This is a genomic window from Pseudomonas kurunegalensis, from assembly GCF_030291635.1.
Lineage (GTDB): Bacteria > Pseudomonadota > Gammaproteobacteria > Pseudomonadales > Pseudomonadaceae > Aquipseudomonas > Aquipseudomonas monteilii.
The window spans coordinates 261,291-274,161 of the sequence record NZ_CP127871.1; the positions used below are offsets into that span (position 1 = coordinate 261,291).

The window sequence follows — 12,871 nt, forward strand, 5'->3', positions numbered from 1 at the left end:
GGATTGTCATTATCCTGTAGCGCAGGTGGCGCCTTAGACCAAAGTCTCGAAACGTTTAGAAACGATTGACTTATGAGTCACGCTTTGGGACTAAATCGCCAATCCACGGTGAGCGGGGCAGCAGACCTCGCCGCCAGAGATACACAAGAATTAGAACGTAGAGGAGCAAATTATGTACAAGTCCAGCCTGGCTCTGGCCGTGGCACTGGGGGTTCTCGCCCAACAAGCAGGCGCTGCCGGTTTCGTTGAAGACAGCAAACTGTCGCTCAGCTCGCGCACCATGTACTTCAACAACGACAACCGTGATGGCGGTGCCGACAACCGTGAGTCGGGTCAGGGCTTCAAGCTCGACTACATCTCCGGCTTCACTGAAGGCACCGTTGGCTTCGGTGTCGATGCCCAGGCCCTGTGGGGTATCCACCTGGATGGTGGCCGTGGCAAGCACCCAGACAACAGCAGCTTCTTCCCGAGCGACACCGACGGTTCGGCTGTAAGCCAGTGGGCTCGTGTTGGCGCCAACGCCAAGGCACGCTTCTCGAAGACTGAGGTTCACTACGGTAGCGCCCTGGCGCCAAACCTGCCGATCCTGGTCTCCAACGATGGCCGTCTGCTGCCGCAAACCTTCGAGGGTGGCACCATCCAGTCGAAGGAAATCGACAACCTGACCATCAACGCCGGTCAGCTGACCCACGCCATGGGCCGTGCTTCGAGCAACCGTACTGGCCTGTCGGTTAACGGTGCGACTGCAGACAGCAACAAGTTCATCTACGGCGGCCTGGACTACAAGCTCACGCCAGACCTGACGCTGCAGTACTACTACTCGAACCTGAAAGACTTCTACAAGCAGCACTTCCTGGGCGCGACCCACGTGTTCAAGATTGCTGACGACCAGTCGTTCAAGACCGACCTGCGCTACTTTGACAGCAGCAGCGACGGCAAGAACGGCGGACCGGGCGCGTACAACTTCAACAACAATGGTGGTTACGAGAAGAATGACGGCAAGGTCGACAACAAGACTTGGTCGGCCATGTTCACGTACACCTTGGGTGGCCACTCGCTGATGCTGGGCCACCAGCAAGTCAGCGACGATGGCGGCTTCGTCTGGTTGAACCAAGGCTCCGTCCGTGATGGCAACGGCCGTCCGGAAGGTGCCGGCGGTGCCAGCTTCTACCTGTTCACTGATAGCATGATCAACCAGTTCGCCAAGGCTGGTGAAAACACCACCTTCGGTCAGTACGCCTACGACTTCGCTCGTTTGGGCGTGCCCGGCCTGAAGGCCTCGGTTGCCTACTTGAAAGGTGAAGACGGCAAGAACGCCGTTGGCGGCGGTACCTTCAGCGAATGGGAACGTGACGCCCGCGTTGACTACGTCATCCAGGAAGGCACCTTCAAAGGCCTGGGCGCCAGCCTGCGTCACGGCGTATACCGTGGCACCGGCACCAGCTCGCTGGCTGACCAGGATCAGACCCGTCTGATCTTCAACTACACTTACAACTTCCTGTAAGCCGTAGCTGAACCAGAAGCCTCGCCTAGTGCGAGGCTTTTTTGTGCCTACAAATTATTATGCACTATGGTTATAAATAAATCGTTATTTATTCTTTTTGTTTTTAACCGAATGCAGGCACATTGAATCCATACGGTACAGAACCCAGCCAAGGAGCCGCAGCCCATGAGCCTCAAACTCGGCGATATCGCCCCCGATTTCGAACAGGATTCCAGCGAAGGCAAAATCCGCTTCCACGAGTGGCTGGGCAACAGCTGGGGGGTATTGTTCTCCCACCCCGCCGACTTTACCCCGGTGTGCACCACCGAGCTGGGCCTGACCGCCAAGCTGAAAGATGATTTCGCCAAGCGTGGGGTCAAGGCCATCGCCTTGTCGGTGGACCCGGTCGACTCGCACCACCGCTGGATCGATGACATCAACGAAACCCAGAACACCGTGGTCAACTTCCCGATCATCGCCGACGCCGACCGCAAGGTGTCTGACCTGTATGACCTGATCCACCCGAACGCCAGCGACACCCTCACCGTGCGTTCGCTGTTCGTGATCGACCCGAACAAGAAGGTGCGCCTGACCATCACCTATCCGGCCAGTACCGGGCGCAACTTCAATGAAATTCTGCGGGTGATCGACTCGCTGCAGCTGACCGACAACCACAAGGTCGCCACGCCAGGTAACTGGCAGGACGGTGACGAGGTGGTGATCGTGCCTTCGCTTAAAGATGAGGATGAGATCAAGCAGCGCTTCCCGAAAGGTTACCGGGCGGTCAAACCCTACCTGCGTCTGACCCCACAGCCGAATCGTTAATGCATTCCTCGTTGTATTGCTCTTAGCCAAGCAGGGATTTTCGGGCCGTTTCGACGGCCCTTTTTTATAGCTGCAAGTTTCAAGCGGCAAGCTGCAAGGTGACCGGCTTCTCCTTGAAGCTTGTAGCTTATCGCTTGTATCTTAATGGAATAAACAAATGAAAAAATATGATTTCTAGATATATGTGGCAGCTGTTAATGTCACTTCCAACAGAACCCAAGGAAGCGCTGCAATGCTGGTCGTCTCAATCGGTGGTAGCCCCAGTACCCGTTCACGCTCCGGCGTGCTGCTAGAGCGTTCACGCCAGTGGCTGCAAGGCCGTGGCGTCGAAGTAGTGACGTTCCAGGTACGTGACTTCCCCGCCGAAGACCTGCTGCATGCCCGTTTCGACAGCCCGCAGGTACAGCACTTCCAACAGTTGGTAGCCCAGGCCGATGGCCTGATCGTTTCCACCCCGGTGTACAAGGCTTCGTTTTCTGGCGCCTTGAAAACCCTGCTCGACCTGCTGCCCGAACGCGCCCTGGCACACAAGATCGTGTTGCCGATCGCCACCGGTGGCAGCATCGCCCACATGCTGGCGGTGGATTACGCATTGAAACCCGTGCTGTCGGCACTCAAGGCCCAAGAGACCCTGCAAGGGATCTTTGCCGACGACAGTCAGGTTGCTTACGCAGAAGGCACAAAACCCGCGCAGCTGGTACCGGCGCTGGAAGAACGCTTGCTGGACTCGCTGGAAACCTTCCACGTTGCCTTGGCCCGCCGGCCACGCCCCGTGGCCCCCGGCGTACTGAATGAACGCCTGATCAGCGCTCGCTGGAGCATCTGACCGGCACAACCCGCTTCACCACCTTACTCGCCCGACAACGAGGCAAGCAGGTGCAACCCGAACCCAAACGTACAGGAGAGCGCCATGCGCACAGTCTTCTTGCGTCGCGGTCTGGTCGCCCTGTTTGCGGCGGCTGTGTCCTTCGGCGCCATTACCCAAGCCCAGGCCGAAAGCCTGCGTATCGGTTACCAGAAATACGGCACCCTAGTGCTGCTCAAGGCCAAGGGCACGCTGGAAAAGCGCCTGGCAGAGCAGGGCGTGCAGGTGCAGTGGACCGAGTTCCCCGGTGGCCCGCAGCTGCTTGAAGGGCTGAATGTCGGTTCCATCGATTTCGGCGTGACTGGCGAGACCCCGCCTGTATTCGCCCAGGCTGCCGGCGCCGACCTGCTGTATGTGGCTTACGAGCCGCCAGCACCACACAGCGAGGCGATCCTGGTGCCGAAAGGCTCACCGATCCAGTCGGTGAAAGACCTCAAGGGCAAGAAAGTCGTCCTCAACAAAGGCTCGAACGTTCATTACCTGTTGGTGCGCGCGCTGGAAGATGCCGGCCTGAAATACAGCGACATCCAGCCCGTGTACCTGCCACCCGCCGATGCCCGCGCTGCCTTCGAGCGGGGCAGTGTGGATGCCTGGGTCATCTGGGACCCGTACCAGGCCGCCGCCGAGCAACAGCTGCAGGCCCGTACCCTGCGTGATGGCAAGGGCCTGGTCGACAACCACCAGTTCTACTTGGCCACCCGCAACTACGCGACCCAGCACTCGGCGGTGATCAACACCGTGATCGAGGAAGTGCGCGCCGTGGGCGAGTGGTCCCAGGCCAACCCGCAAGAAGTGACCGACCAGGTCGCACCGCTGCTCGGCCTGCCCGCCGACATCACCCTGACCTCGGTCAAACGCCAAGGCTACGGTGCTGCGCCGCTCACCCCCGAGGTCGTGGCCGCACAACAGAAAATCGCCGACACCTTCCAGGCGCTCAAGCTGATACCCAAGCCACTGAGCATCAAGGACGTGATCTGGACACCCCCGGCCAAGGTCGCTAGCGCGCCTTGATTGATTCGCCTGTGCCGGGGCGTCGCCCTGGCTTGAGCCACCCTTGAGGAGACAACTCCAATGAGCCTTAACATTTTCTGGTTCCTCCCAACCCACGGTGACGGCAAGTACCTGGGCACTTCCGACGGCGCCCGTGCGGTCGACCACGGTTACCTGCAGCAGATTGCCCAAGCCGCTGACCGTCTGGGCTTTGGCGGGGTGCTGATCCCCACCGGGCGCTCCTGCGAGGACTCCTGGCTGGTGGCCGCGTCGCTGATCCCTGTGACCCAGCGCTTGAAATTCCTGGTGGCCCTGCGCCCAGGCATCATTTCGCCAACCGTGGCAGCACGCCAGGCGGCAACGCTGGACCGCCTGTCCAATGGCCGTGCCCTGTTCAACCTGGTAACCGGTGGCGACCCGGACGAACTGGCCGGTGATGGCCTGCACCTGAGCCATGAAGAGCGCTACGAAGCCTCGGTCGAGTTCACCCGTATCTGGCGCAAGGTGCTGGAAGGCGAAAACGTCGATTACGACGGCAAGCACATTCAGGTGAAGGGGGCCAAGCTGCTCTACCCACCGATTCAGCAACCACGTCCGCCGCTGTATTTCGGCGGTTCGTCCGAGGCAGCACAGGACCTGGCCGCCGAGCAGGTCGAGCTGTACCTGACCTGGGGTGAGCCACCGGCGGCCGTTGCCGAAAAAATTGCCCAGGTGCGTGAAAAAGCGGCCGCTCAAGGCCGTGAAGTACGCTTCGGTATCCGCCTGCATGTGATCGTGCGGGAAACCAACGAAGAGGCCTGGGCCGCTGCCGACAAGCTGATTTCGCACCTGGACGATGACACCATCGCCCGTGCCCAGGCCTCGCTGGCGCGCTTTGACTCGGTGGGCCAGCAGCGCATGGCTGCCCTGCATGGCGGCAACCGCGACAACCTGGAAGTCAGCCCCAACCTGTGGGCGGGTGTTGGCCTGGTGCGTGGCGGCGCCGGTACCGCATTGGTGGGCGATGGCCCGACTGTCGCGGCACGGGTGAAGGAGTACGCCGAGCTGGGCATCGATACGTTCATCTTCTCGGGTTATCCACACCTGGAAGAGTCCTACCGGGTTGCCGAACTGCTGTTCCCGCACCTTGATGTACAACGCCCGGAGCAACCGAAAACCGGCGGCTACGTAAGCCCGTTCGGCGAGATGGTAGCCAACGACATCCTGCCCAAGTCCGTGTCGCAGAGCTGAGGGCCGGGCCATGAGTCGTGCAACTTCCTCCAACCTGACCCAGCGCCTGGCGCCGTGGGCGCTGCCGGTGCTGCTGTTGGCAGTCTGGCAGCTGGCGGTCAGCGCAGGCTGGCTGTCGACGCGCATTCTGCCGGCACCTAGCGCTGTGGTCAGCGCGGGTGTCGAGCTGGTGCGCAGCGGCGAAATCTGGACCCACCTGGCCATCAGTGGTTGGCGTGCCGGCCTGGGCTTCGTCATCGGCGGCAGCATCGGCCTGGTGCTGGGCTTCATCACCGGCTTGTCGAACTGGGGCGAACGCCTGCTCGACAGCTCGGTGCAGATGATCCGCAACGTGCCACACCTGGCGCTGATTCCGCTGGTGATCCTGTGGTTCGGTATCGACGAGTCGGCAAAGATTTTCCTGGTCGCGCTGGGCACGTTGTTCCCGATCTACCTGAACACCTACCACGGCATTCGTAATGTCGACCCGGCATTGGTGGAGATGGCGCGCAGCTATGGCTTGTCCGGCTTCAGCCTGTTCCGCCAGGTGATCCTGCCGGGGGCGCTGCCATCGATTCTGGTGGGTGTGCGCTTCGCGCTGGGCTTCATGTGGCTGACCTTGATCGTGGCGGAAACCATCTCGGCAAACGCCGGCATCGGTTACCTGGCAATGAATGCCCGTGAGTTCCTGCAGACCGACGTGGTGGTACTGGCCATCGTCTTGTACGCCGTGCTCGGCAAGCTCGCCGACCTCGCCGCTCGCGGCCTGGAGCGTGTGTGGCTGCGCTGGCACCCGGCCTATCAAGTCGCCAGGAAGGAGGGCGCATGACCGTGCTCAAGGAACAGCCGCCACGCCTGCTGCGTGGCATCCCGCTGGCCTCCAACGGCCTGCGCAAGACCTTTGGCCAGCGCGAAGTGCTGAAAGGTATCGACCTGCACATTCCGGCCGGTCAGTTCGTTGCCATCGTTGGCCGCAGCGGCTGCGGCAAGAGCACCTTGCTGCGCCTGTTGGCCGGGCTCGATCAACCCACCGCCGGCCAACTGCTGGCTGGTGCTGCGCCGCTGGAAGAGGCCCGTGAAGAAACCCGCCTGATGTTCCAGGACGCACGCCTGCTGCCCTGGAAGAAGGTGATCGACAACGTTGGCCTGGGCCTGTCTGGCGACTGGCGCCCGCGTGCGCTGGACGCGCTGGAGGCGGTGGGCCTGGCTGACCGCGCCAATGAATGGCCGGCCGCGCTTTCGGGTGGCCAGAAGCAGCGCGTGGCCTTGGCCCGGGCGCTGATCCACCAGCCGCGTCTGCTGCTGCTGGACGAGCCGCTCGGTGCACTGGATGCGTTGACCCGTATCGAGATGCAGCAACTGATCGAGCGCCTCTGGCGTCAGCATGGCTTCACCGTGCTGTTGGTTACCCATGATGTCAGCGAAGCGGTTGCCGTGGCTGACCGGGTGATCCTGATCGAGGACGGCGAGGTCGGGCTCGACCTCACTGTCGACCTGGCACGGCCCCGGGCGCGTGGTTCGCACCGCCTGGCCGCGCTGGAAAGCGAAGTGCTCAACCGTGTTCTGTCGGCCCCGGGTACTGCGCCCGAGCCGGACCCTGTAGCTCCCCTGCCCACGCAGTTGCGTTGGGCGCACTGATTGACTCACTTACCAGACTGAAGCCATAGAGAAGGAATGACATCATGACCATCAAAGCCATCAACGTCCGCAACCAGTTCAAAGGCACTGTAAAAGAAATCCTCGAAGGCCCGGTATTGTCGGAAATCGACGTGCAGACTGCCTCGGGTATCGTTACCTCGGTCATCACCACCCGCTCCGTGCGTGAGCTGGAGCTGCAAGTTGGCAGTGAGGTAATTGCTTTCGTGAAGTCGACTGAAGTGTCCATTGCCAAGCTGTAAACATGCACCCCCTGGGCTGCCAGGCAGCTCAGGGGGTGATGTGTTTTCAGCGGGGCGGCCTCAGGTTGCCGAATAGTCGGTTGGCCTGTGCCTCGCTCATGCTCCCCCGCCACGCGCCTTCGCCCAGGTCGCGTTCACTGGCCAGTTTCAGGTGGCCTGCTTCCAACCGGGTAAAACCCTGTGCGGGTTTCTGCCTGAAGTGAAAATGCGCGTACCACAGTGGCTGTTGGGTAACACGGTCATCGATGCGGTACTCCTCCAGGTATTCGACAGGGTTGCCCTTGCGATCCGTTTTCGGTTTCAGCGTACGCGACCAGGCAATTTGCACCTCTTGCTGCTCAAGCAGGTCTTCCAGGTAACCCACGGTGGGCTTGCTGGTAGCTTTGGTCTGGGCGGTCCGCAGCTGGCGACCCAGCGCGTGCATCTGGTTGGCGGCTGTTTCCAGCCTTTGCGTCAGGTTGGCGTGCTCCGGGGCCAGCAAGCTGCCGGCCTTCTGCCGAATTCTGTTGGCAATGAAGCGCAGTTGCTGTGCGTGGCCTTCAGCAATGTCCTCCAGGTCTACGGGAACCGCATGTGGGGTTTGGTACTGCCGCAACCGGGCCTGCTGCCTGGGTATGTCGTCCAGCCGGGTGGTGGCCGCGTCGACGAGGCCAGACATCGTTTGTGTGGGCGCTGCGCGTTCTGGTGCGGACAACTGCCATTGGCCCGCCTGGTTTCTGTCATAAACCGCATGGGGTAGGTCCGAGTCCGGCTGGTTGATGCGCATGCGCGTCCGGCCCTGCTCGATGTACTCATGGCCGATAAGCGGCCTTTCGGCGGTTTCGAACAGGCGCGGGCGGCTGGGGCCTCGACCGGGCTGAGCGGTAGGGCGTGGCCGCTTTGCAGTGGCTTTGGCGAGGTTGTCCTCGATGTCGGCGATCAGTTGGCGCATAAGCTGGCGTAGCGACTGCGTTTCGTTTGGCGACAGCAAGTCCTTGAACGTGTCCTCCCAGGCCGTGACATGGTTGAGGTAGCGCGCATAGTGGCTTTGCGCACTGGCCAGGAAGCTGCGCTCCTGGGCGCGCGTCAGACCGGCTTCGGGTAATTGCACATGGCTGTAAAGGGTGCTGCGCAAGTCGACACCCTTTTCGTGGAAGTGCAGCATGAATGCACCCATCTGTGGGTGTTCGATGGCGTTTGTATTGAACAACGTCAACGAAAGGATGGAGGTTCGAACCAGCTGAGCATTCGCTACATCCAGCTTTAAATTTGTGCCTTCCACCTTCATCAAATAATCGGTCAACGCTCGGCCTTGCAAGTGATTGCGTCGGGCGTGATGGCGTGTGGCCAGGCGTTCGACTTCCTGCAAGGTCTCGATCATTTCCTGATTTGCAATCAGTGAGTTCCTGGTCAGGCGTTTCACCTGTGCGATTGAAACTGTGCGCCCGCTCAGGGCCTGGAGTGCGCTGATTGCCGACTGCACCTGGTCTGCGGCCAAGGTAAAACGCTCTGCCACCAGGTGCATGTCGAGCACGCTCAGATCACTGATATTTTTCTCGCACAGCGACGTGAACCGGGTGTAATCCGCACGGTTCAACGTTGAGCGCTGCGCCCTGAGGCGCTGTATGCTGCCCGTGTTGAAGGCGATGTTGCGGTTAATTTCATCGCTCAGTTGCCTGCGCGCATTGGCGATCGTTTCCTTTTGAGCGTCAGTCAGTGAAACCCCTTCGGCTGGCGCTTGTGTGGCTGTTTGATAGGCCGCCTGTTTAGAACGCATGCGCGCCACGATGCGTATCAACTCGTCGTTTATGTCGTGTGCCAGTTCCATGCCCGTGAGTGGCTGCGGCTGCCGGCGCAGGCGTACTCGCCAGTAGGCGACGCCCTGGTTGTAGAGGGTCGTAAGCGCACCACCGCCACCCGCCAGGCCATTGTCGACCAGCAGGCCACCCAGCCTGCCAGGGGTGTCCCATATGCCCTGCTCAGTCAAGCGCACGGGCTGCCGGTAAGCGCGGGTGCCCTGAGGCTTGAGCCGCCAGGTTAGGTAGGCTGGGTCCCATTCCACGCCATACCAGGCGTTGCTCCGCGAAATGTAATGCTGCTGACTGGCGGTATGCTCGAACACGCCTGCTCCATGCGCCAGTGTGGAACGCACCATCGGGCCTGCTGGCAATTCCGCTTCGTAACCGAGGAATGGGCTGGGAGGCGACTTGCGAACCCCGGTCATGGGGAGGCGTGGGTCAAGGCGCTGGCGGTGCTGTGTCTGCAGGCGAGCCGTGAGCGCAGGCTTGGCTGTGCCCGCCACCAGCGGTGCAAGCGTGAGGATGGCATCGGTCAGGCACTGCAGCAGGCCGAGCAGGTGTTGCAGGCCCTCTTCCAGGTGGCCCTTCCCGAATGCCCTGACGGCATCGTTCGCTACATGCCAGCCATCGTACAGTGCCAAGACCGTGCCTGCCCCGGGCAAAATGCCAAGCGCCAGCCTCAGCCCCAGGAAGAAGTAACGATCGAACTGTTCCGGTGCAGCAAGGGCGAGGTCGGCCTGGCTACGGGATGTGGCGCGATGGCTGCGAATGAGCTCGCCCATGTCTTGCCGGCACTCATAGGTAGGCAGGGTCTCGGTGCGCGATGAACCTACGCCGATAAAGGTCGAGTGCTGCTTCTGCAGGGCAGTGTTGATGAAGCTTTCGTGCTCGTCTGGGTCGCCAGACTGGGCCTGAAGCGCCAGAAAACGGGCCATTTTGGGGGCCAGCGCCATGTCCTGTAGTGCCTCGCAAGCGGCATGGGGGCTGGCATGCTGGCTGATGATCGTGCCATTGGGCGCATCCGGCATGTACAGCAGCACGGGGCCACTGGCGCCGTTGATCAGGTGAATGGATGAAAGCCCCACACTGTCACTGGAACCATCCGCTGCGGTGCCGGGCCTGAGCTGTAGCGATTGGTGTTCGACCGTTCTGGCGGCAACAGCGTTGACCTGCTCGTGGCAAAAGGTTTCCAGCAACCGCTGGCCATCGTCGTCAAGGTGGGTTGGCCTGCACAGTACCAGCAGGCGAAGGCGATGCTCGTAGGGGGCGCGAAACGTTTCGTGGCGCCATTCCACTTGCCACGGTGATTCCTGGTCAAAACCCAGGTACGCATTGGTGATGCGTGTTTCATAACGGCCTGCAGCGTCCAGCTGCGCAATCAACCTGGCAATGTAGGCCGTTGTAAGTGTCTGCTCCAGTACCGGGTTGCCAGCGGGTTGGAACGTGAGAGTGGCATTACCCAGTCGCAGCCGCCTTTCATCATCCAGCGCCCCGAGGATGAAGGATTCGAGGCTCACATCACTTCGTGTCTCGCTGAACACGGGTACGTCTCGTGCCCCGGCACCGCCCAATGCGGATTGGCCGGTCACTTCTTTTTTCAGCGTGACGGTGTCGGCGATGTTCAGGGTTATTTCAGGCAGGTTCTGAAGGCCGAATTCACGGCGCAGGTACTGGCGCAGGGTGCGCCGTGCAAATTGCCTGGGCGTTGGCAGGCTCGACTTGAGCAAGTCGACCGCGGCGCGTAACGCGTTTTTCTGTGCATCCACCTGGTTGGCCAGCTCGACCAGCTGATCGTCGTCAAGGTGGTGCAACGGCATGAGATGTGTCTGGGCATGGCTGCTGCGGTTCTTTTCGGCGAACCGCGCCAAAGCAGTTGCCCTGGCGCGGTTTTCACTTATGCACAGGCGCTGGCGAGCTTGCTCCCGTCGGGTATTGGCGGGCAGGGTGGCGACAATGGCCTGCACGCAATGCTGCATGAAGTGAGCCTGTATCGGGGAGTGGTTGACCGTGACCGAAGGGGCTGTGGAGAGGGCGTCCAGCAGGGGCGTGCCTTCGGGTGTGTAGGCCGACTCCAGCAGCGCGTCGGGCCATGCGCCATGGAGCGTTGCAATCAAGCCTCGGGCAAGCGCGGCCTCATCGTCGAATGCCAGGAGCCCGCCACGGTGGCCTGGCCTGTACAACAGCAAGGTGTGGTCCTGGGGGGCGTCGTTCTGTTGGTGGATAGCGCGAAATGTCAGGTAGCCACACAGTTGCCAGGTACGGTCTGCGCAGGCTAGCTCCAGCGTGCAGACCTCTACCGAACGTTGCAGGCTGGATTCCGGCCTGTCGGCAAGTTGTTCGACCCAGCCAAGATGAGTATCGGAAAGCTCGCCCATCGTGTTCTGCAGGCGTGCCTCTTTGAGCAGGGCCTGGCATAGCCCTTCAGTGATTTGCTGTACCCGGGTCTTTTCATCGATGCGAACCTGCAGGTCGGTACGGGTTACCTCGTCGGGCAAATCCAGCAGGTAGATGTCATGCGAGTCCTGCAGCATGTCCAGTGCTGCCTGGCGTTCTCGCAAGAGCGTTACCTTGGCGGATGAAGGGGCTGTGTCCGCCTCCAGATAATGCTCCAGCAGTGACTCCTGGCGTTCGATGAGCTGCTGACGCCAGCCCAGGGGCAGGTGTTGTTCCAGGCAGGGAAAATGCACCTCGTCTTTTGCCTGTGCAGCATCGCTTGCGCTGATTGCGTCGATGGCGGTCACAACGGTAGGGAGCAGCGCTTCCAGTACCATGGTGCGGCGTTGGTCCTCCCAGGCTTGCAGGTTGGTCCAGTCCAGGGGGCCGTTGCTGCTTTGCTCGATGGCCTGAAGCAGGTGGTGGTCGGCGATTGCCTGGTACTGCCGCAGTGTTTCTGCCATCAGGGCGCTGTGCCCATCACCCTGTAGCGCCGTGACAAGAACGTTGTCCCGTGTACCTGCGGTAACAGCTGTCCTGGGGTCTGACCATATTCTGTAGCGGCTCTGGAATACCCAGTCATGCAGGCGCTCAAGGTCGCTGAAGGCCTGTACGGTGTTGAGCATTCCCGGTAGGTAAAGCAGCCAGTGCGTCTCGTCAGATTGCGGGCCTATCACCAGCGCTGCGGTGCTGGTCAGTTTTCTTCCGTTCGCAGCCTGCCACTGCAGTTGCAAGTAACGGGGTTGGGGCTGTCGCCCTTGCAGCCATCCATTGGTTTCCAGCAAGCCCAGGCCATAGGCAAGGTCCAGGCTGCAGGTGAAATGCTGGCGCAGCAGCGTGGTCGCGTGGGCCTGGCGTGAAATGTCGGTGCCTGGCATCCGTGCGTCCCAGTAGCCACGGGTAGCCTGCAATTTGGCCTTGTTCACGATCGGCGCTAGGTAGGTGACCCAGTCAGCTGCGGTCATTTTCGCGTGTGCGGTGGTTTCGGCCAGCCCCCAGGTGGACCAACCGGAAAACGGGTTGGCGTATACCGGGCTTGCTGCCAGGCGGGCCGCGAACGTCAGCAGGGTCACTTGGCGATCACCTTGGCATAGCCCGCAATGGTAAGGGTCGACCTGCAGGTGGTCTTTCAGTGCGGTGTGCAAGGTTTGTTGCAAGCCGGGTGCATTGCTCAACAGGCTGCGCAGTTGCCTCGTGCTGCGATCGAGCGTGTGTTGTGCCAGTGTCAGCAGGTTGCCTTTGCCGGCCAATTGTTGGCGCAGGGGATCGGTGTCTGAAGGTGGAAGTGCCTGAACGATGTCCCGTTGGCTGATATCAGAGGTGGGCATGAGCAATGATTTCTCCGAGAGGTTGCATGTGCTGAACCCTCATTGAAATGTTTGCTGTGGAG

General features: G+C 61.0%; 9 protein-coding genes. 8 read left to right on the top strand and 1 reads right to left on the bottom strand.

Annotated features, from left to right (window positions below; all coding sequences use genetic code 11):
* The first annotated feature begins 172 nt into the window (after nucleotides 1–172).
* The 8 genes from QQ992_RS01040 to QQ992_RS01075 all read left to right on the top strand — a co-directional run bounded on the left by QQ992_RS01040 (nucleotide 173) and on the right by QQ992_RS01075 (nucleotide 7,270).
* Nucleotides 173–1,504 carry an OprD family porin gene (locus QQ992_RS01040; protein ID WP_286111974.1) on the top strand — a complete coding sequence of 444 codons (1,332 nt, stop codon included), beginning with the start codon at nucleotides 173–175 and terminating at the stop codon, nucleotides 1,502–1,504.
* Nucleotides 1,505–1,669: 165 nt separating this feature from the next.
* Nucleotides 1,670–2,308: a peroxiredoxin gene (locus tag QQ992_RS01045; RefSeq protein ID WP_286111975.1), complete on the top strand. Its 639-nt coding sequence runs from the start codon at nucleotides 1,670–1,672 to the stop codon at nucleotides 2,306–2,308.
* 232 nt (nucleotides 2,309–2,540) lie between these two features.
* Nucleotides 2,541–3,134, top strand: coding sequence for an NADPH-dependent FMN reductase (gene ssuE / locus QQ992_RS01050; RefSeq protein ID WP_286111976.1), 594 nt, complete (start codon nucleotides 2,541–2,543; stop codon nucleotides 3,132–3,134).
* An 84-nt stretch (nucleotides 3,135–3,218) separates the two neighbouring features.
* Complete coding sequence (locus QQ992_RS01055; RefSeq protein ID WP_286111977.1) at nucleotides 3,219–4,184, top strand: sulfonate ABC transporter substrate-binding protein; 966 nt, start codon at nucleotides 3,219–3,221, stop codon at nucleotides 4,182–4,184.
* A gap of 60 nt (nucleotides 4,185–4,244) precedes the next feature.
* Nucleotides 4,245–5,393, top strand: a complete 1,149-nt coding sequence (gene ssuD, locus QQ992_RS01060) for an FMNH2-dependent alkanesulfonate monooxygenase (RefSeq protein WP_016714457.1) — start codon at nucleotides 4,245–4,247, stop codon at nucleotides 5,391–5,393.
* Nucleotides 5,394–5,403: 10 nt separating this feature from the next.
* Nucleotides 5,404–6,201, top strand: coding sequence for an aliphatic sulfonate ABC transporter permease SsuC (gene ssuC, locus QQ992_RS01065; RefSeq protein WP_105947397.1), 798 nt, complete (start codon nucleotides 5,404–5,406; stop codon nucleotides 6,199–6,201).
* Entirely contained in the window at nucleotides 6,198–7,010 is an 813-nt protein-coding gene (gene ssuB, locus QQ992_RS01070; RefSeq protein WP_012270046.1) for an aliphatic sulfonates ABC transporter ATP-binding protein, read from the top strand. Before ssuC ends, ssuB begins: the two co-directional genes overlap by 4 nt.
* Before the next feature lie 44 nt (nucleotides 7,011–7,054).
* A complete protein-coding gene (locus QQ992_RS01075; RefSeq protein ID WP_003255829.1) occupies nucleotides 7,055–7,270 on the top strand; it encodes a TOBE domain-containing protein in 216 nt (71 codons plus the stop codon).
* A 46-nt stretch (nucleotides 7,271–7,316) separates the two neighbouring features.
* Here QQ992_RS01075 and QQ992_RS01080 read toward each other — a convergent pair whose 3' ends face one another.
* Entirely contained in the window at nucleotides 7,317–12,809 is a 5,493-nt protein-coding gene (locus QQ992_RS01080; protein WP_286111978.1) for a dermonecrotic toxin domain-containing protein, read from the bottom strand.
* Nucleotides 12,810–12,871: the final 62 nt, after the last annotated feature.